Source organism: Pseudomonas sp. UMAB-40 (assembly GCF_900095275.1).
GTDB lineage: Bacteria > Pseudomonadota > Gammaproteobacteria > Pseudomonadales > Pseudomonadaceae > Aquipseudomonas > Aquipseudomonas mandelii_B.
This window is the reverse complement of sequence record NZ_LT607551.1, coordinates 482809-503314: the sequence shown is the minus strand read 5'-3', so window position 1 is coordinate 503314 and position 20506 is coordinate 482809. Positions and strand designations below refer to the sequence as shown.

Below are 20506 nucleotides of genomic sequence, written 5' to 3'. Positions count from 1 at the left end.
GGCTAAAATTTTCCGTCGCCACGCTGCACGATCACGCCGCCGTAGGCTTTGTCACGGCTCGCGCCGATGTGCCGGTGAACCCAATAGGCCGCGTCATCCGCACTGATGAAGGTCGGTCCAAAAGCAGGAAATGTTGTTGTCTTCCGGGGGGCTGAAGGGGGACTGGTAGAGGTGCCGTTCATACGCTGCTCACTCGATTGAGAAGCCACGATGATCAAGATCCCGGAGCGCAGCGGGTGGTACATATGTATCGCCCTCCGGTTTTTTACTTTTGACGCAGCCAGCACCGATGCTGCGCACGCCGATGCACCGAAAATAAATCTGAGAATCATCTGTCCGTCCCCTTTCTGTCCTGCTAGCGATGACGGCGGCACATCCAGCATCACTTCGCCTGAAATGCCGCTATCGCGAGCAGGCTCGCGCCCACAGGGGTTTATCGTCGCCCACAGGCTCCGTGTCCGACACAAACCTACTGTGGGAGCGTGATTCTGGGGTTGTTTAGGTGTGTTTATACGAATGCAAAAATACCGGACGTTTCCCACGACTTTTTCAGGTTGTTCGTCGGACGTGGGCTGTCTAGTCTGGGGGTGTCACTGAAGACTCAGTGATCGGGTGTGAGAACCCGGCAGCCCCTGTTAATCCAACATCAGTACCACCATAATTGCCGCCGGCTTATCCGCTGCCTGCAATGCTCAATGGCGGCTGTGTGCGGGCGGACTTCGGTCCGGCCGGGTTCGGGGTTACCGGTTTCTCACTCCGCACATAGCTGCCACCCTTCTATCGTGTGAGAACGATAGGTGGTGGCCCCAATTGAGATGACCCCAAATGTGCAAAAAGATAGTTCCAGATCCACCCATCGACACCACCACGCCCGATCCCGAAACATCACGCAACGACGACCTGCTCCGAGACCGCGAAGCCATCAACCGCGCCCTCGACTACTACCTCGATCCCGCGACCCACTACGCCGAAAAACCCCGCCGCCCCAGCACCATGTTCATGATTGCCCCGGACAACGACAGCGAAAGCCTGTTGGTTCATGCCTGTGAATCCCTGGCGTGCGCCAGTGTCCTGGCCAGCGACTTCGCCGCCGAGCTGATCGGCCCGCAACGCCATAAGGCGATGGCGATTCAGCAGGTCATCATGCTCGCGGAATTGGCCGTGAGCCGCGCGGTGGATAACGTTGTCCCCACCTAGAAACACCTGAGCCCGCTCCCACAGGGGCTCAACATTCCCTACACTGCATATCTCACGCCCCTCAGGATGAGCCTCATGTTGAAATCTGTTTTCCTGTCGTTGCTGGTGTTCGGCTCCAGCGCCGCATGGGCCGATACCACCGTCGATGTCTCGAAGATTTACGGCAAGATCCAGTTCGTCGACAGTTTCCCGGACTACAAGGTGCAGGTGGTGAACTCGTTTCCCGATCTGAAGGTGCAGCAGGTCGACTCTTTCCCGGATTCGCCAGGCAAGTGGAAAACCGTCGACAGCTTCCCGGATTACAAAGTCCAGATCGTCGATTCCTTCCCCGATTTCACCATTCAATACGTCGACTCATTTCCCGGTCCCAACTGAGCCCCTCTGCATCACCGCTGCCGCCAAGCGGCAGCACCACAATGACGCATACCCTCGCACCACCGCCCCGCCCTCGTCCCTTCATGGTGCGCCGCCACCGCGCGCGACCGCTCTAAAACGACATTTCCCTGCCTTTTGCCGACCGGGCACAGCCTTTGCAAAACACCCTTCAGTAGTCCGCATCTGCCAACCCAGAAAAAATTCTAATGTTCATGGAGATCGCACAATGAAGCGTCGTAGCTTGATCAAGGCTTTCACACTCACGGCAAGCATTGCCGCGATGGGCATGACCTGGACCGTCCAGGCCGCCGAGACCATCAAGGTCGGTATTCTGCATTCGTTGTCCGGGACCATGGCGATCTCCGAAACCTCGCTCAAAGACATGGCGTTGATGACCATCGACGAGATCAACGCCAAGGGCGGCGTGAACGGCAAGATGCTGGAAGCGGTGGTCGTGGACCCCGCGTCGAACTGGCCGCTGTTCGCGGAAAAGGGTCGTCAGTTGCTGACACAGGACAAGGTGGCCGTGGTGTTCGGTTGCTGGACGTCGGTGTCGCGTAAATCGGTGTTGCCGGTGTTCGAAGAGCTCAACGGTCTGCTGTTCTACCCGGTGCAATACGAAGGCGAAGAGATGTCGCCGAACGTGTTCTACACCGGCGCCGCGCCGAACCAGCAAGCGATTCCGGCGGTGGAATACCTGATGAGCGAAGAAGGCGGCGGTGCCAAGCGTTACTTCCTGTTGGGCACCGACTACGTCTACCCGCGCACCACCAACAAAATCCTGCGCTCGTTCCTGCACTCCAAAGGTGTGGCGGACAAGGACATCGAAGAGGTCTACACCCCGTTCGGTCATAGCGATTACCAAACCATCGTGGCCAACATCAAAAAATTCTCGGCCGGTGGCAAGACTGCGGTCATCTCCACCGTCAACGGCGACTCCAATGTGCCGTTCTATAAAGAGCTGGCCAACCAGGGCCTGAAAGCCACTGACGTTCCGGTCGTAGCGTTCTCGGTCGGCGAAGAAGAACTGCGCGGTATCGACACCAAACCGCTGGTGGGCAACCTCGCGGCATGGAACTACTTCGAGTCAGTCGAGAACCCGGCGAACAAGAAGTTCGTGGCCGACTGGAAAGCCTACGCGAAGAAACACAACCTGCCGGGCGCCGACAAAGCGGTGACCAACGACCCGATGGAAGCCACTTACGTGGGCATCCACATGTGGGCGCAAGCGGCTGAGAAAGCCAAATCCACCGACGTCGACAAAGTCCGCGAAGCCCTCGCCGGCCAGACCTTTGCCGCGCCGTCGGGTTACACACTGACCATGGACAAGACCAACCACCACCTGCACAAGCCCGTGATGATCGGCGAGATCCAGGCCGACGGTCAGTTCAACGTCGTGTGGCAGACCGAAGGGCCAATCCGTGCCCAGCCGTGGAGCCCGTTCATTTCGGGTAACGACAAGAAGCCGGACTATGCGGTGAAGAGCAACTAAGCCACTGGGTGTCGGGCCTGAACACACAGTTAAGGCCAGACACAAATCCCTGTGGGAGCTGGCTTGCCTGCGATGGCATCACCTCGGTGCATCAGATACACCGAGTCGTCTGCATCGCAGGCAAGCCAGCTCCCACATAGTCCGTGCAAGGCGACTAACTATGCCCTCCGCCCTTTACCGTCTTATTCTCGCCATCGCGCTTTTACTGCCGATGGCCGCGCAGGCCGGCGACGCCGAAGACTTCGTCGCCGCCAATCCCGTGCAGCAAGCCAAGCTTCTCGAATCCTGGGCTGCGCAGCCCGATCCGGCTCGTATCGAATTGATCAACGCCCTGCAACAAGGCGAGTTGACCGTCGACGGCCAAGCCAAAACCCTGCGCCTGAACAATCGCCTGCGGGGTCTGATCGACACCGCGCTGGCCAGCCACCAATTGCTCGCCGCCGACGCCAAAATCCGTCTGGCCGCCGCGCAGCAATTGCAGAAAAGTGCCAAACCGGCCCAGCTGAAATTCCTCGACCAACAACTGGCGGGCGAAAAAGATGAAAGCGTCCACGCGGCCCTGAGCCTGGCGCTGGCCAACCTGCAACTGGTCGACACCGACCCGGCCGTGCGCCTCGCGGCGGTGCGTCTGCTTGGCGAAACTGGCGATCCGCTCGCGCGCACCCGCCTCGAAAGCCTGCTGGAGCCGGGCATCGAAGCAGACGCCAACGTGCGCACCGCCGCCGAAACCAGCCTGGCCCAGGTCAAACGCAAATTGCTGATCGGCGAGATCCTCGGCCAGGCGTTCAGCGGCATGTCCCTGGGCTCGATCCTGCTGCTCGCCGCCCTGGGACTGGCGATCACCTTCGGCCTGCTCGGCGTGATCAACATGGCCCACGGCGAGATGCTGATGCTCGGCGCGTACTCGACCTACGTGGTGCAGCTGATGTTCCAGCGCTTTGCCCCGCAAGCCATCGAGTTCTACCCGTTGATCGCGTTGCCGGTGGCGTTTTTTGTCACCGCCGCGATCGGCATGGCGCTGGAGCGCACGGTGATTCGTCACCTCTACGGCCGCCCGCTGGAAACCCTGCTCGCGACCTGGGGCATCAGCCTCATGCTGATTCAGCTGGTGCGATTGCTGTTCGGCGCGCAGAACGTTGAAGTGGCCAACCCGGCCTGGCTCTCGGGCGGGATTCAAGTGCTGCCCAACCTCGTGCTGCCGTACAACCGCATCGTGATCATCGCCTTCGCCTTGTTTGTAGTGGTGCTGACCTGGCTGCTGCTGAACAGGACGCGCCTGGGTTTGAACGTGCGCGCCGTCACCCAGAACCGCAACATGGCGGCCTGCTGCGGTGTGCCGACCGGGCGCGTGGACATGCTCGCCTTCGGCCTCGGCTCCGGCATCGCCGGGCTCGGTGGCGTGGCGCTCAGCCAGATCGGCAACGTCGGCCCCGACCTCGGCCAGAGCTACATCATCGACTCATTCCTGGTGGTGGTGCTCGGCGGTGTCGGTCAGTTGGCCGGTAGTGTCCTGGCTGCCTTCGGCCTGGGCATCGCCAACAAGATTCTCGAACCGCAGATCGGCGCCGTGCTCGGCAAGATCCTGATCCTCGCGCTGATCATTCTGTTCATCCAGAAGCGTCCGCAAGGCCTCTTCGCACTGAAAGGACGGGTGATCGACTGATGAACCAGCCCCTGCTCGTTACCGCGACATAAAAAGCCGGTCCCAAGGTCACGATTGCCGTTGGCGCGGTGATCCTCGTTCTGTTGCTGGCGTTGCCGCTGCTCTCGCTGTTATCTCCGGTCAGCGTTTTTCACGTCTCGGCCTACACCCTGACGCTGGTGGGCAAGATTCTGTGCTACGCCATCGTCGCCCTGGCGCTGGATCTGGTTTGGGGGTACGCGGGGCTGTTGTCCCTCGGTCACGGCCTGTTCTTCGCCCTCGGCGGCTATGCGATGGGCATGTACTTGATGCGCCAGGCGTCGGGCGATGGCTTGCCGGCGTTCATGACGTTCCTGTCGTGGACCGAGTTGCCGTGGTACTGGACCGGCACCAGCAGCTTCCTCTGGTCGATGTGTCTGGTGGTGCTCGCGCCGGGTTTGCTGGCGCTGGTCTTCGGGTTTTTCGCCTTCCGTTCGCGGATCAAGGGCGTGTATTTCTCGATCATGACCCAGGCCCTGACCTTCGCCGGGATGTTGCTGTTCTTCCGCAACGAAACCGGGTTTGGCGGCAACAACGGCTTCACCAACTTCCGCACGATTCTCGGCTTTGGCATCACCGAGCCGGGCACGCGCGCGGTGCTGTTTTTTGCCACGGTGGTGTTGCTGGTGGCGAGTCTGTTCATCGGCTGGCGTCTGGCGCAGAGCAAGTTCGGCCGGGTGCTGACCGCCTTGCGCGATGCGGAAAACCGTCTGATGTTCTGCGGCTACGACCCGCGGGGTTTCAAGCTGTTTGTCTGGGTCTTGAGCGCGGTGCTGTGTGGTCTGGCCGGTGCGCTGTACGTGCCGCAGGTCGGGATCATCAACCCGAGTGAAATGTCGCCGACCAACTCCATCGAAGCGGCGGTTTGGGTCGCACTGGGCGGGCGCGGCACCTTGATCGGTCCGCTGCTCGGTGCCGGAGTGGTCAACGGCATGAAGAGCTGGTTCACCGTGGCGTTCCCCGAATACTGGCTGTTCTTCCTCGGTGCGCTATTCATCGTTGTGACCTTGTACCTGCCCAAAGGCGTGATCGGCCTGCTGAAAAAGAGAGGTGAGCAATGAGAGTCACTGCGACGGCTGAATTCATGCTCGAACCGGCATTTTTTCCTGTGGAGCCCAACAAGGACGCCGGCAGCAGCCGCGACGCCATCGGCCTCGGGCAACGTGTCGGCCCCGGCCTGGACACGCGCCACGGCACGATCCTGACCCTGGAAGACATCAGCGTCAGCTTCGATGGCTTCAAGGCACTCAACGCTTTGAACCTGTACATCGGCGTCGGCGAATTGCGCTGCATCATCGGCCCCAACGGCGCGGGCAAGACCACGTTGATGGACGTCATCACCGGCAAGACTCGCCCCAGCCACGGCAAAGCCTGGTTCGGCGAAACCCTGGACCTGACGTCGATGAGCGAAGTGCAGATTGCCCAGGCCGGCATCGGTCGCAAGTTCCAGAAGCCGACGGTGTTCGAGGCCTTGAGCGTGTTCGAGAACCTGGAGCTGGCGCAGAAAACCGACAAGTCGGTGTGGGCCAGCCTGCGGGCTCGCCTCAGTGGCGAACAGAGAGATCGCATCTGCGAGGTGCTGGAAACCATTCGCCTGACAGCCTCGGTCAATCGCCCGGCGGGTCTGTTGTCCCACGGCCAGAAGCAGTTTCTGGAGATCGGCATGCTACTCATGCAAGACCCGCAACTGCTGCTGCTCGACGAGCCGGTGGCGGGCATGACCGATGCCGAGACCGAGTTCACCGCCGAACTGTTCAAAAGCCTTGCCGGCAAGCATTCGCTGATGGTGGTGGAACATGACATGGGGTTTGTCGGGTCGATTGCCGACCACGTCACCGTGTTGCACCAGGGCAGCGTGCTGGCCGAAGGGTCGCTGGAACAGGTGCAGGATAACGAGCGGGTGATCGAGGTTTACCTCGGTCGCTAGGATTGCGAATACAACCCCCCTGTAGGAGCCGGCTTGCTGGCGATAGCGGTGGATCAGGCGACATTGATATTGGCCGATACGCCGCCATCGCCAGCAAGCCGGCTCCTACAGGGGGTGAGGAGAATTCCAGAATGCTGCAAGTCGACAAGCTGCACCAGTACTACGGCGGTAGCCACATCCTGCGGGGCCTGACGTTTGACGTGAAGGTCGGTGAAGTGACGTGCCTGCTGGGGCGCAACGGCGTGGGCAAGACCACCCTGCTCAAATGCCTGATGGGTTTGCTGCCGGCCAAGGAAGGCGCGGTGAACTGGGAAGGCAAACCGATCACCGCGTTCAAGCCGCATCAGCGGGTGCATGCCGGGATCGCTTACGTGCCTCAGGGCCGTGAAATTTTCGGCCGCCTTACCGTGGAAGAAAACCTGTTGATGGGTCTTTCGCGGTTTCCTGGTTCTGAGGCCAAGGAAGTCCCGACCTTCATCTACGAGCTGTTCCCGGTTTTGCTGCAAATGAAGCAACGGTGCGGCGGTGACTTGTCCGGCGGCCAACAGCAGCAATTGGCGATTGGTCGCGCACTGGCCAGCCGTCCACGGCTGTTGATTCTCGATGAGCCCACCGAAGGTATCCAGCCGTCGGTGATCAAAGAGATCGGCGCGGTGATCAAGAAGCTCGCGGCCCGTGGCGACATGGCGATTCTGTTGGTCGAGCAGTTCTACGATTTCGCCGCCGAACTGGCCGACCAGTACCTGGTGATGTCCCGCGGCGAGATCGTGCAGCAAGGTCGCGGCGAAAATATGGAAGCCGAGGGTGTACGCGGTCTGGTTACGATCTAATCTGAAGCGTCCTGACGATAACTAGAAGACATGAACTTACCTCTCCCCACTGCCCTGTTTACCCCGAGCTGGCATGCCGAGCTGGAATTGGGCTACGCCCGGTTCGGCGACAGCACGCGCCCGGTCCAGCGCCGGCACAAAGGCCCGCTGCGGGTGCAGAAGCACCTGTATGCCGAAGGGCCGCAAGTGTGCCAGCACATCATCGTTCATCCGCCGGGCGGCATCGCAGGCGGTGATCGACTGGACATCTCGGCCAGCGTCGGCCCGGATGCCTGGGCGCAAATCACCAGCCCGGGCGCTGCCAAATGGTATCGCGCGGCGGGGCCTGCCTATCAGCAGCTGACATTGAAGGTGGCGTGCGGTGCGACACTGGAATGGCTGCCACAAGAGACGATCATCTTCAGCGACGCTCAAGCCGAACTCAGCACCTCGATTGATCTGGAGGGCGACGCCCGGCTGTTTTACTGGGACGTCGTTGCGCTGGGCCGACCGGCCAGTGGCGAGCGCTTCGACCTCGGGCATTTTCAGGCGCAACTGGACATTCGCCGCGACGGCCAGTTGCTCTGGCACGAACGCCAGCGCATTGTCGGGGATGACGGTTTGCTTGATTCGCCGATTGGCCTGGATGGACAACCGGTGTTTGCGACGTTGCTGGTGACCGGGGAGATTGATAGCGAACTGCTGGAAACCTGTCGCTCGCTGCCCACTGAAGTACGCGGGGATCTGACGCAATTGCCCGGGCTTCTGGTGGCTCGTTGCCTGGCCAGTGAAGCGCTGTTGGCGCGGGGCTGGTTGATTGAATTGTGGCGCTTGCTCCGGCCGGCGTTACTCGGCCGCGAAGCCCTGCCCCCAAGAATATGGAGCACCTGAACACCGATATCCTTGTAGGAGCCGGCTTGCTGGCGATGGCGATGGCGATGGCGCCAGTCAGTACGCCATCGCCAGCAAGCCGGCTCCTACAAGTTGTGTGTTTACAGATCCGATTACTTTTTATCTGCCCAGATGGATTCCAAACGATGGACCTGACCCCACGCGAAAAAGACAAGCTGCTGATCTTCACCGCCGGCCTCGTGGCCGAGCGGCGTTTGGCGCGCGGCGTGAAACTCAATTACCCGGAAGCCATGGCCTACATCTCCGCTGCGCTGCTCGAAGGCGCGCGTGACGGCCAGACCGTGGCTGAGCTGATGCACTTCGGCACCACCCTGCTCAGCCGCGAACAAGTGATGGAAGGCATCCCGGAAATGATCCCGGAGATCCAGGTCGAAGCGACGTTCCCCGACGGCACCAAACTGGTCACCGTTCACCAACCTATCGCCTGAGGACGCGTCATGACCTATCAAATTCGCGATGCGCTGCACGCCGACCTGCCGGCGATCCGCGACATCTACAACGACGCCGTGCTCAACACCACGGCGATCTGGAACGAACAGGCCGTGGACCTGGGCAACCGTCAGGCGTGGTTCAGCGCCCGGCAAGCCCAGGGTTATCCGATCCTGGTGATCGTCGACGGCGATAACAGCGTGCTGGGCTACGCTTCATTTGGTGACTGGCGGCCATTCGACGGTTTCCGCCACACCGTCGAGCACTCGGTCTACGTGCGCAGCGACCAGCGTGGCAACGGTCTCGGCCCGCAATTGATGACGGTGCTGATCGAGCGCGCCAAAGGCTGCGACAAACATGTGATGGTCGCTGCCATCGAAAGCGGCAATGCCGCTTCTATCCGATTGCATGAACGGGCCGGTTTCGTGATCACCGGTGAAATGCCGCAAGTAGGCACCAAGTTCGGCCGCTGGCTGGACCTGACCTTCATGCAACTGACCCTCAATCCTGGCGCGGAGCCGCCACCCGCCAACAAGGAGTAATTGCCGATGAACGCTGCCCAACTGCGCCGCGTCAATGTTGAAAGCTTTGCGCACTATCGTCAGGGTTTGATTGATTTGCTGCTCGACGCCGTCGGCTATGGCGCCAGTGTCGGGTTCATGGCCAATCTGGATGCCACTCAGGCCCGTGCCTATTTCGATGACGTTCAGGACAACCTGAACAAGGGCAACGTGCTGCTGTGGGTGGTGGTCAAGGACGAGCAGGTGCAGGCCAGCGTGCAGCTGACCTTGTGCCAGAAAGCCAATGGCCTGAACCGTGCCGAGGTGCAGAAACTGCTGGTGCGTGAACATGCGCGCCGCCGTGGCCTGGGCCAACAATTGATGAGCGCGCTGGAACAGGCCGCGCTCCAGCACAAGCGCGGCATGCTCTACCTCGACACCGAAGCCGGCTCCCCCGCCGAGGACTTCTACAAAGCCCTGGGCTACACCAAAGCAGGTGAAATCCCTGATTACGCCTGCGACCCGAGCGGCCAGTACAAACCGACCGCCCTCTACTACAAGATTCTTCAGGGAGCCCATTGATGATTCCCGGTGAATACCAGATCCAGCCCGGCGACATCGAACTCAACGTCGGCCGCCGCACTGTCAGCCTGAAAGTGGCCAACAGCGGCGACCGGCCGATCCAGGTCGGCTCGCATTACCACTTCTTCGAAACCAACGACGCCCTGACCTTCGACCGCGCGGCCAGTCGCGGCATGCGCCTGAACATCCCCGCCGGCACCGCCGTGCGCTTCGAGCCGGGGCAGAGTCGTGAGGTTGAGCTGGTGGACCTGGCCGGGCATCGCCGGGTGTTCGGGTTTGCCGGCAGGATCATGGGTGACCTTTAAGTCATTCGGCGCCAGTACCGGCCCCATCGCCAGCAAGCCGGCGCCTACAGGATCGCACTCCAACGCGGAAATACCGGTGGAATGCGATCCCCTGTAGGAGCCGGCTTGCTGGCGATTAGCGAGCAGCGCGAGCGGTCTCAAAAACAATTGAATCTCAAGGCATGCGCATGAAAATCTCAAGACAAGCCTACGCCGACATGTTCGGCCCCACCGTCGGAGACAAGGTCCGTCTGGCCGACACCGAGCTGTGGATCGAGGTGGAAAAAGACTTCACCACCTATGGCGAAGAAGTGAAATTCGGCGGCGGCAAAGTCATCCGCGACGGCCAGGGTCAGAGCCAACTGTTAGCCGCCGAGGTCGTCGACACGGTGATCACCAATGCGCTGATCATCGACCACTGGGGCATCGTCAAGGCTGACGTCGGCCTCAAGGATGGGCGCGTCGCCGGCATCGGCAAGGCCGGTAACCCGGACGTCCAGCCCAACGTCACCATCGCCATCGGCGCCAGCACCGAAGTGATTGCCGGTGAAGGCATGATCCTCACCGCTGGAGGCATCGACACGCACATCCATTTCATCTGCCCGCAGCAGATCGAAGAAGCGCTGATGAGCGGCGTCACCACCATGATCGGCGGCGGCACCGGGCCAGCCACCGGCACCAACGCCACCACCTGCACGTCCGGGCCGTGGCATCTGGCGCGCATGCTCCAGGCTGCCGATGCATTCCCGATGAACATTGGCTTCACCGGCAAGGGCAACGCAAGTCTGCCGGAACCGTTGATCGAGCAGGTCAAGGCCGGCGCCATCGGCTTGAAGCTGCACGAAGACTGGGGCACCACCCCGGCGAGTATCGACAACTGCCTGAACGTCGCCGACCAGTACGACGTACAAGTGGCGATCCATACCGACACCCTCAACGAGTCGGGCTTCGTCGAAACCACCCTCGCCGCCTTCAAGGGCCGCACTATCCACACCTATCACACTGAAGGCGCGGGTGGCGGTCATGCCCCGGACATCATCAAGGCTTGTGGTTTTGCCAACGTGCTGCCGAGTTCGACCAACCCGACGCGGCCGTTCACCCGCAACACCATCGACGAACACCTCGACATGCTCATGGTCTGCCACCACCTGGACCCGAGCATCGCCGAAGACGTGGCCTTCGCCGAAAGCCGCATCCGCCGCGAAACCATCGCCGCCGAAGACATCCTGCACGACCTCGGTGCATTCTCGATGATCAGCTCCGACAGCCAGGCCATGGGCCGTGTCGGCGAAGTGATCACGCGCACCTGGCAGACCGCCGACAAGATGAAAAAGCAGCGCGGCCCGCTGCCCGGTGATGGCGAGGGTAACGACAACTTCCGCGCCAAACGCTACATCGCCAAGTACACGATCAACCCGGCAATCACCCATGGCATCAGCCATGAAGTGGGCTCGGTCGAAGTGGGTAAATGGGCGGATCTGGTGCTCTGGCGTCCGGCATTTTTTGGGGTCAAGCCGACCTTGATCCTCAAGGGCGGCGCCATCGCAGCCAGCCTGATGGGCGATGCCAATGCTTCCATTCCGACTCCGCAACCGGTGCATTACCGACCGATGTTTGCCAGCTACGGCGGCTCGTTGCACGCCACCAGCCTGACCTTCATCAGCCAGGCCGCGCAGGAGGCGGGCCTGCCCGAAGCCTTGGGGTTGAAGAAGAAAATTGCAGTGGTCAAAGGGTGCCGTGAGGTGCAGAAAACCGACTTGATCCACAACGACTATCTGCCGACCATCGATGTCGATCCACAGACCTATCAAGTCAAGGCAGACGGCGTGCTGCTGTGGTGTGAGCCCGCGGATGTGCTGCCGATGGCCCAGCGATATTTCCTGTTTTGATCGTTCGGTAGGCCTGACAACCCCGGGGGCCTGGCGTACCAGGCCCCCGGGAAAAACAGGTGCAATCAGCTGTCCGGCTGCACGACAAAGGGCAGTTCTACCCTTTGCAGTTTTGCCCGGTCGATCGCCTGTTGGGTGAAGGTTTTGAGCAACGTCTTTTTGTCTTCATCGATCGCATCTAACTCAGCGGCATAGTCCGCTTCGGTCATGACACGGCCCGGCGAAAAGTCGCTTTGCGGTTTCTTCAGTTCAGCACCGAGCACCGTGAGTTCCTCCTTCAACCGAGCCTTTTGCTCAAGGGAAAGCGTTGTGTCATTCGCACGCTGGTCCAGTGCCATATAGAAGTCTGTCGTGGCATCGATCCGGCGCCTGAACACTTTGAAAGCCCGTCGGTTGACACCCTCGACATAGGATGACCAGAACGGCTGCTCGACCAGCAAATCACCGAGCAACTCCCCTTCCTCAAGGTCCAGCACACGCAGATAAGCATCATCGATCATCTGCGATGTAACACCCGCGACCCCTCTAAACTGCATGTTGCGAGACTGCCAGGGCAGGTCCAGCCTTTCGGCAAGATCGGTCATGAACGCCAGGTGAACTTCCACCTCATCAATCGTACCCGTCACCTCCCCCGTAGCGTTGATACGCCTGAACGCCTCGCCCATCGCCTCGCGCTCGGAGATCGTCTTGCGGGCAATCCTGCTCAGTTCATCCAGACGTGACTTGCCTCGCGCCAGCGACACCAGCTCCCCTTCCACCAGCGCGGGATTGGCCAGTTCATAGGCCTCGTGAATCAGCACTTCCAGGCCCATGGCATTGAACAGTTGCGCACCGGCATCGACGCACGCCGTGGGCACCGTGGTCATGGTGAAGAGTTTTTGCCGAAGCTCGGTGTTTTTGGACATCGCCTCGAGCATGCGCCAGACCTTGGCGGTCATATCGACCCGAAACCCGGGGTCGTTCTTGAAATGCCCCGACTCGGTGAGTTTACGGATCTCGTTGAAAAAACCGACCGATCCGTGCTCATCCTCGACGCTGTTCCAGACCGCTTGCTTCGCCACCCATTCCGGCCGGGTCATGCCCGCCTCCCAGTCGAGACTGTCGCGCACACCGCGGGGCGGATACGGTCGATCCGGGTCCAGGCCGACGGACTCGATGTAGTCCCTGAGCGTCTGCAGATTGGCCTCCGCCAACCACTGCGGATCACGGCTCAGCACCGTGCGTGCCAGCAATTCCGCCTGCACGGAGCCCGAGGGCACCGACGGAATCTGCGTGATTTCGTTGCGCTGCATATCCAGGAAAAAGTGCCGGAAGCGCGGTTGTGCGAACAACCCCTGTGGCCAGGTATGAATGCCGGTGTCAGTCAGAATCAGCGTATGCAACATTCTCATGCTGCCGATATCCGGGGCTTGCCCCAACGGATTGCCAAACAGGTCCAGGGCCTCAAGTCGTGTCAGGTTGCGCAAATCCGCGACGCCTTGGGTATCCAGGACAATACGGTTACCTCGCATGTTGAGTTCCGTCAGCCCGCGCATGCGGCGGATGGCACGTGGAACACCGGTGAGCGCATTGCCGTTGACGTTGAGCGAACGCAAACGGGGAAAATGATCGAGGAAGGAGCTGTGTGAGTCGGTCAATTCGGTCAGGGTCAGATTGAGGTTTGTGACGTGATCGAAATGGCCTTCCAGGGCGGGCATGGTGCGTAGATGACGCCCCAGTGGAATGTTTTCCAGGTCGAGCACAACGCCCTGAAGATGACCGAATGAATCCACATGGCGCAACCCGGTGTGTTGCCAGCATTCTCTGACCGCTTTGTACAAGGCGTTTCTGGATTGCCATTCGGCGACGCCGGCAGGCGTGAAGCTGTACGCTTCGGTCGGCGATTTCAACCAGCGTTGAAAATTGGCGTTGAGCCGATCGAATTCCGCTTCGAGTGCGCTCGCCCTCTGCGCCGGGCTGAGTTCGCTGCCACTCACCTGCAGATAGGCCAAAGCTTCGTCCTCGGTCCATCCGGGACGCACGACACGCACCCGCTCTTGCGGCGTGATGGGCTCGTTGACTCTGTGCAGCCCATGAGCAATCCCACGCATGCCGCCCCGCAGACGCATTGTGGCTGGGTCATACGCCGGTTTGCGCACAGGGTTATCCGCCAGCAGCGCGCTGAACGTGTCCCGTGGCAGCGGCGCGTTTTGAACGGCGAGCTTGAGCGTGGCGCCTTGATTGACGTGATACCCCAGCGCGTTTCGTTCGGCGTCAGGCAGGGCGTGCAACACCGAAGCATAAAGATCATCGGCCCCGTGCAACTGCAGATCATCGGCATCACGTGCCTGGTACTGGCCGTCCTCGCTGACCAGGATTCTGCGGTGGGTGGCATCCGTCGGGCCGACGCTGTCGCGCAACGGTCCGTCGAAAGAAAACGCACGGATTTCAATCCTGAGGTTCGCGGGCCAGTCGGGTAGCGCCTGCAACGAATGCAAGGCCAGCCGCTCGGTGTCCACACCGTAGGGCGCATCGAGGAAGAGCCCTTCATAAGCGCGCGCGGTTCGTATCGCCTTCAAGGTGACGCTCACCCGTTCCTTGAGTTGCAAGGGGATGCGCGACGGCTCGGTGATGTTGAGCAGGTCTTGCGGCTCAATGTCAGCGAGCAACTCCCGGGCTACCGCAGTGGGGAGCCCATTGAACGCGTCCTGAAGCACCCGAACCTGCGGGTTGTCGGTCAGCTGCAAACGACGATTCAGCGCGTCAAACAGAGGTCCGCGACGACTGCCTGCTCGCCCGGCCAGCAGGTTTTTCAAGGCGTTGATGCGGACTCGCTCGTCCGTTGAAATGCCCTGCCCGAGCATCGCGTGAATGTCGCTCTCGTTGGCAAACTTCACGGCACGCTCCGGCAGTTTTCCTACGCTGACCTCGGCACGGTTGATCTTCAGCGTGTCAGCCGGCAGTGCATCGGCGTTGCCAAATTTGATCGAGCGCCCGCCGTGCCCAGGGCCGTCAAACAACTCGATGCTTTTTTGCTCCGGCCATCTCGGCAATTCAACCAGCAACTGCGGCACTTGCTCGACGAACGCTGGCGGAACCTCGTTGAGCCTTATCTGCCCGGGTAGCTTTTGCACCTCGGCCCAGGCCTGGAAGCGTTCGATCGTGTCGTTCAGCAACGCGGGCGGCGGGTCGCTGACGACATGCAACCGACGCAATTCGTCCTCCCCCATGCCGCTGACGAGACGAATCTGTTCCAGGGTGTTATCAGAGAAGCCCTCGACCGTCGGGCCCAGGCGCCGCATGAGGGTGGTTTTGTCCCACTCGATGGGGCGGTCGAGTTCGGTCTTCCACGCGCCGCAACCGTTGTGCTCCAGTGTTGGCTGATAAGCCTTTGGCCGAGTCGGATGTTGCAGGCGTGGCTGGCCGGTGCGTGGATCGGTTATGACTTCGAAGTGTTGGTTTTCATGCTTGAGGATGTCCTTTTCGCTTTGCCGGTACAGGCCCTGCTCGCTTGGCTTTGCCTCTGCGGGCAACACCCTGTCATGGGCGTAGGGCGAAAGGTCCGGGTTCCAGAGGCGCGTCTTGCCGTCCGCCAGCTCAATCTTTTTCAACCGGTCGATAAATGCCGAGGGTTTGACGGCCGCCGCCGCGCCGGACGGCAAGACATGCCCGGCGCCCATAATCGCCAACTGTGCGAAATTGATCATGACGCTGGTGAGATGGGACGCTGCTTCTTCCTTGTCCCCTTTGCTCCAGTCCTCGAAGCCTTCCAGGGTTTCCAAAACCATCTGCCCGGCCATGACGGCCAGCATCGCTTCGCCCAGACCGGGAACCAACATGGCGCCGAAGTTGAACACGTTCCAGCCGATGTTCAGATAGCTGTTCAACCGGTTCCAGCGGGTGGTGGCATCTTCATCGCCAGTCGGCACGGCGATTTGCCGCGCATCTGCAATCGCCTTCTCCCTGCGCCACAGACTTGTTTGCGTCCAGAGATCGCCTGAAATGAGATGGGTGACAGGCTCTGCGTTGGCGTTTTCAACTGCGGTTTCCCGCCACCACGGCCCCATGTCCAGCGGCTCGCGCTGTTTCCAGGTGTATATCGAGAGACGCTCGCGAACCCGGGCAAAAAACTTGCCCTGGTCTTTTTGCGCCACGAAACGGCTGAAAAACTGCTGGTAGCCTGGCGAGCGCAACTGGCTCGTCAGTTCCTTCATGAAATCAGTGAAGGACTGATATTCCTTGAGGGGGTGGTCGGGATCATCGGGAACATACGCAAGCAGCGTCCCCTCCAGACGACTTTGTTGATAAGCATCATCCCGTTGCAACATGGCCTCAACGAGACCAGTGGGGCCATTGGCGAAAAACGCCTGGAGCAGCTTGAACTGTTCAAACTCCTGCCCCGGGAGCAGTGCCAGACGTTGCGACCATTCCAGCATCGTTTGTTGATGTTCTGGAATCAGCGCGTCGTAAACCCGTTTGATTTTTGAAGGGTCCGCCACCGCACTGAACAACACAATGCCGGACAGCCTGAAGCCCATGATTGAAAGCCGATGGCTTTGCAGGGGCCGACGCCCGATCAGAATGCCTTGTTCGTTGTCACGGATCTGCCGAAGTTTCCCGTAGCCATAGAACGTGATGTCTTTCTTCAGATACGCGATCAGCGCCGATTCGTGAAACGCGGCTTTTTCACTGGCCATGCATTCCCGCACGACGGTCGCCCTCGCCGTGACCGCCTCGGGCATCAGTAATGCGTTGATGTGACGTTGATATTGCGTACCGATATCGAGCGTCCGGCACAGGGCGGCAAATCTCTCGACCGTGAGCGTATGTCGCTGAAGTTCGTTTTCGTCGTCCCGGGTGAAGATGCCCGAGCCATCGCGAAACGCGCCCGCCTGCGTTTCGGGGGCCTCAAAATTGTGCAGGGCCGCTTCCAGCAATGATGATTGCCTGAGCCGACTGGCATGGGTATCGATGCCAATGGCCAGATTGGCGGGGACGTACAGCCGAATCAGCGTCGCGTTGACGTCCAGTTCCAGGTTCAAATGCTCTTTCAATGCCTGGACCAGCAAGGGCTCGGCGAAGGCAAGAATGTCCTGCTGCACATTCTTCAGCGTCTCGTCCAATGGCCCCTGCAGGCGCCAGCGCTCGTCGATCAACTCCTTGAGGTACTGGCGATCCATGGCCCTTGAATTCAAATACCATTCCGCAAATTCCGGTTTCGAATGGGCAAAGGCAACCAGGCGCGAAGCGGGGGCGTCTTTTACCGGCGGGGGCAGTTTGCCCAGCAGATAATCACGATAAACATTGCGCTCCACGTCTCTTGCCTGCCCGGCAATGACGGGTCGATCTGGCGTATCCGAACGTTCGCTCATTTCGCAAATCCTTATGCGATGAATTGAACCACCAGATTATTGAGAGGCGACGAAAACAAAAGATCAAAAAACAGCGCCGAAATCACGAATGCATCAACGTCGCATCTGATTTAAGAATCTAAAAAACAATTAATTACCACCCGCTCCCCGCGCAAAGGAGCGTCCCCGCGTAATGGTAGTTTTTAGCGAGCGTCAAAGGGGCTAAGATGCGCCAGACTTCCCATCAGGAAACCGGACATGCGTCTACCCGACTTCATCAGGCTACACGTGGACCGTATCGTCGATGAATGGGAGCAGTTCGCCAGCACCATTACCCCGGCGGCCGAGCACATGGACAGGGTCGCCCTGCGCGATCACGCCAAGGCCATTTTGCTGGCCGCCGCGCGTGACATGACCACCGCGCAAACCACCCGCGAACAGATGGCCAAGGCCAAGGGCGAAGGCCCGGAAAAAACCCCGAGCCTCGACGAAGCCGGCGCCAGCCATGGCGAACTGCGGCATACCGTGGGGTTTGATCTGGTGCAAATGACGTCGGAGTTCCGCCATTTGCGTGCGTGCGTCATCCGTATGTGGGTCGACAGCCTGGCGTCACCGGACCTGGCCTATTTCCAGGACATGATCCGTTTCAACGAAGCCATTGACGAGGCACTCGCCGAATCCACCGCGGCCTACGCCGAGCAGGTCAATCATTCGCGGGATATCTTTCTGGCGATCCTGGGGCATGACCTGCGGGCACCCTTGCAAGCGGTGAGCATGTCCACCGAATTGCTGATGCGCAAAACCACACTTGAAGGCGATGCCCTGGCCTGCGCGGTCAACATCAAGCACGGCGCGCGGCACATGGCGGCGATGGTCAGCGATTTGCTGGAGCTGGTGCGCAGTCGCCTGGGTAAAAGCCTGCCGATCGAACCGGCGCCCATGGACCTGGCCGATGCCGCCCATGCGGCGATTGCCCAAGCCTGCGCCGGTAACCCGGAGTGCGATCCGACGGTCCACGTAAAGGGTGATACCCGAGGTGCCTGGGATGCCGGACGAGTGAGTCAGCTGTTGCAGAACCTGATCGGCAACGCCTTGCAGCATGGGTTGAACAAGCGTGACGTGACGCTGACCCTGACAGGCGAGCCGGACACGGTCCGCCTCACGGTGCATAACTACGGCGCTCCGATCCCCGAGGAAGCGATCGGCACGATTTTCGATCCGCTGGTGCGCAGCGCTGACGAGGAACTTGGCCAACCCTCTACCAGCCTTGGCCTGGGGTTGTTTATTGTCAAGGAAGTGGTCGATGCACACGGCGGGACGATAGAAGTCAGTTCCAGTGAGGCGGATGGCACGATGTTTACGGTGGTGTTGCCGCGCAAGTTCTGACGGCGTGAGACCGCGTCATCGTTCATCGCGGGCAAGCCCGCTCCCACAGTTTTTCTGTGAATGCAGAACGCGTGAACGACAGAGATCCCTGTGGGAGCGAGCTTGCTCGCGAAGAGGCCATATCAGGCAACACAAAAACATCAGGTCAGCTACTCGACCACCAACCGCCCCAACCGCTGCTTGAGCATGCGATTCTCGGCCCGCAGCTGCTGGACCTCTTCAAGCAGGTCCAGCGCCAGGGCGACGCCTTCCCACTCCAGTTCCAGATCGCGCCGCAGCTTGGCGGCGCGCTTGGCCAGTGCCAGCTCATAATCGTTGAAAACCCAATCCTTGGGCTGCTTGCCCTGAGGTTCGAGGATGCCGTGCTCGACGATTTCGATCACGTAGACGTCCGACAGGTCGGTCGCCTCACAGAATTCTGCCATGTCCAGTTGAACGATCAGGGGGTTGCTCATGATGGGCTACTCCGTCTCTTGGATCAGAAATTTTCTCTCGGGTCGAAAGCGGCTTTTTTCGCCAGTTCCTGCCACAGCGCCTTGACCTCATCGCTCGAGGTCTTGGGCATGACCGCCTTCAATTGCACGAACAGGTAGCCACGCTCGCCCGCCTTGTTCAGCAGACCGTGCCCCTTGGCGCGCATGCGCTGGCCATTCTGGCTGCCGGCCGGCACCTTGAGGTTGATCTTGCCGGTGAGTGTAGGCACTGCCACTTCGGCACCCAACGCCAACTCCCAGGGAGCCAGCGGCAAGGTAATGATCAGGTTCTCGCCTTCGACGTCGAATTTCGGGTGCGGCGCAAAGCGAATGATCAGGAACAAGTCGCCATTGGCGCCGCCACCGATGCCTGGAGCGCCCTGGCCCTTGAGGCGGATGCGCTCGCCGTCGGTCACGCCGGCCGGGATTTTCACGTTCAGGCTTTTGCTGGTGTTGCTGACATGCTGGCCGGCAGCGTTGTATTGCGGCACCTGGAAGGTGACCTTCTTCGACTCGTTCGAAAGGGTTTCTTCCAGGAAAATCCCAAGTTCCATTTCCACGTCTTGCCCCCGACGTCCGGCACTGCGACGCGACTCTCCACCGCCAAAACCAGGACCACGGTTGCCGAAGATCGAACTGAAGAAGTCCGAAAAATCGCCCGTGTCCTGACCACCACCAAAACCACCGCCGCCACGACCCTGCCAGCCCGGCGGCCCCTGGAACGGTTGGCCGTGCTGGCCGTACTTGCGCAAGTCGTCGTATTCGGCGCGCTTGTCGGCACTTTTCAGCGCCTCATAGGCTTCCGAGGCGTCCTTGAACTTGGCCTCGGCGTCCTTTTCCTTGCTGACATCGGGGTGGTATTTGCGCGCCAGTTTCCGATAAGCCGCCTTGATGGTCTTATCGTCCGCGGTCGGTTCCACACCGAGAATCTTGTAATAGTCTTTGAAGTCCATCGAGGGAATCACCATCCGTTATCGAAATCGCGCCGTCACCGGCAGTCTGCGCGTATTTCCAGTCGCCGGGTTGACCGATCTCAAGTTTGTGACCGGGTAGCGCGTCAGAAGTTTATCGGCAGCGGTGGGCGGTTCTTGCGACCGTCCGATGGCTGCCAGGCTCAATGCAGACAAGTTTGGGGCATCCGGCCATCTTATCAAGGCGTCATTGGTGTATTTAGCGGATAGTCGGCCTTCGAATCTGCGCCGCACTGACATACACTGCGCGGCCGTTTTTTAACCGGAAC

At 60.3% G+C, this 20506-nt stretch carries 18 protein-coding genes; 14 read left to right on the top strand and 4 right to left on the bottom strand.

The features are described 5' to 3' along the window. Positions 1–2: 2 nt before the first annotated feature. A complete protein-coding gene (locus K0F88_RS32210) occupies positions 3–383 on the bottom strand; it encodes a hypothetical protein (protein ID WP_257605162.1) in 381 nt (126 codons plus the stop codon). Positions 384–825: 442 nt separating this feature from the next. On the opposite strand from K0F88_RS32210, the gene K0F88_RS02225 reads away from it, so the two are divergent. The 13 genes from K0F88_RS02225 (at position 826) to ureC (ending at position 12077) form a co-directional block, all read left to right on the top strand. Further along, entirely contained in the window at positions 826–1197 is a 372-nt protein-coding gene (locus K0F88_RS02225) for a DUF6124 family protein (protein WP_094470930.1), read from the top strand. 75 nt (positions 1198–1272) lie between these two features. Beyond that, positions 1273–1572 carry a hypothetical protein gene (locus tag K0F88_RS02220; RefSeq protein WP_219093744.1) on the top strand — a complete coding sequence of 100 codons (300 nt, stop codon included), beginning with the start codon at positions 1273–1275 and terminating at the stop codon, positions 1570–1572. A gap of 226 nt (positions 1573–1798) precedes the next feature. Further along, positions 1799–3064 (top strand): urea ABC transporter substrate-binding protein, encoded by a 1266-nt coding sequence (gene urtA, locus K0F88_RS02215; protein WP_219093741.1) that lies wholly within the window; start codon positions 1799–1801, stop codon positions 3062–3064. Between the two features lie 160 nt (positions 3065–3224). Then, positions 3225–4727, top strand: coding sequence for an urea ABC transporter permease subunit UrtB (gene urtB, locus K0F88_RS02210; protein WP_219093738.1), 1503 nt, complete (start codon positions 3225–3227; stop codon positions 4725–4727). A 53-nt stretch (positions 4728–4780) separates the two neighbouring features. Continuing rightward, complete coding sequence (gene urtC, locus K0F88_RS02205) at positions 4781–5806, top strand: urea ABC transporter permease subunit UrtC (RefSeq protein WP_257605171.1); 1026 nt, start codon at positions 4781–4783, stop codon at positions 5804–5806. Further along, on the top strand, positions 5803–6672 hold the full coding sequence (gene urtD / locus K0F88_RS02200; protein ID WP_219093735.1) for an urea ABC transporter ATP-binding protein UrtD: 870 nt from the start codon (positions 5803–5805) through the stop codon (positions 6670–6672). Before urtC ends, urtD begins: the two co-directional genes overlap by 4 nt. Before the next feature lie 131 nt (positions 6673–6803). Then, positions 6804–7502: an urea ABC transporter ATP-binding subunit UrtE gene (gene urtE, locus K0F88_RS02195; RefSeq protein WP_219093732.1), complete on the top strand. Its 699-nt coding sequence runs from the start codon at positions 6804–6806 to the stop codon at positions 7500–7502. Positions 7503–7532: 30 nt separating this feature from the next. Next, positions 7533–8372, top strand: coding sequence for an urease accessory protein UreD (locus K0F88_RS02190; RefSeq protein ID WP_219093729.1), 840 nt, complete (start codon positions 7533–7535; stop codon positions 8370–8372). A gap of 146 nt (positions 8373–8518) precedes the next feature. Further along, positions 8519–8821, top strand: a complete 303-nt coding sequence (gene ureA, locus K0F88_RS02185; RefSeq protein ID WP_007907366.1) for an urease subunit gamma — start codon at positions 8519–8521, stop codon at positions 8819–8821. Positions 8822–8830: 9 nt separating this feature from the next. Continuing rightward, positions 8831–9364: a GNAT family N-acetyltransferase gene (locus K0F88_RS02180; RefSeq protein ID WP_219093726.1), complete on the top strand. Its 534-nt coding sequence runs from the start codon at positions 8831–8833 to the stop codon at positions 9362–9364. A 6-nt stretch (positions 9365–9370) separates the two neighbouring features. Then, positions 9371–9904 carry a GNAT family N-acetyltransferase gene (locus tag K0F88_RS02175; RefSeq protein ID WP_094469357.1) on the top strand — a complete coding sequence of 178 codons (534 nt, stop codon included), beginning with the start codon at positions 9371–9373 and terminating at the stop codon, positions 9902–9904. Further along, the gene (locus K0F88_RS02170; protein ID WP_008146494.1) at positions 9904–10209 is read left to right on the top strand and encodes an urease subunit beta; all 306 of its coding nucleotides are present in this window, start codon (positions 9904–9906) and stop codon (positions 10207–10209) included. Before K0F88_RS02175 ends, K0F88_RS02170 begins: the two co-directional genes overlap by 1 nt. Positions 10210–10376: 167 nt before the next feature. Further along, positions 10377–12077 carry an urease subunit alpha gene (ureC, locus tag K0F88_RS02165; protein WP_219093722.1) on the top strand — a complete coding sequence of 567 codons (1701 nt, stop codon included), beginning with the start codon at positions 10377–10379 and terminating at the stop codon, positions 12075–12077. A 65-nt stretch (positions 12078–12142) separates the two neighbouring features. Here the strand turns inward: ureC and K0F88_RS02160 are convergent, their stop codons facing one another. Beyond that, positions 12143–17428: an NEL-type E3 ubiquitin ligase domain-containing protein gene (locus K0F88_RS02160; RefSeq protein WP_094469359.1), complete on the bottom strand. Its 5286-nt coding sequence runs from the start codon at positions 17426–17428 to the stop codon at positions 12143–12145. 237 nt (positions 17429–17665) lie between these two features. Between K0F88_RS02160 and K0F88_RS02155 the strand changes: the two genes are divergently transcribed. Beyond that, complete coding sequence (locus tag K0F88_RS02155; protein ID WP_094469360.1) at positions 17666–18793, top strand: sensor histidine kinase KdpD; 1128 nt, start codon at positions 17666–17668, stop codon at positions 18791–18793. A gap of 149 nt (positions 18794–18942) precedes the next feature. Here K0F88_RS02155 and K0F88_RS02150 read toward each other — a convergent pair whose 3' ends face one another. Beyond that, a complete protein-coding gene (locus tag K0F88_RS02150) occupies positions 18943–19248 on the bottom strand; it encodes a chaperone modulator CbpM (RefSeq protein ID WP_094469361.1) in 306 nt (101 codons plus the stop codon). A gap of 23 nt (positions 19249–19271) precedes the next feature. Then, the gene (locus tag K0F88_RS02145) at positions 19272–20219 is read right to left on the bottom strand and encodes a DnaJ C-terminal domain-containing protein (RefSeq protein ID WP_219093719.1); all 948 of its coding nucleotides are present in this window, start codon (positions 20217–20219) and stop codon (positions 19272–19274) included. Positions 20220–20506: the final 287 nt, after the last annotated feature.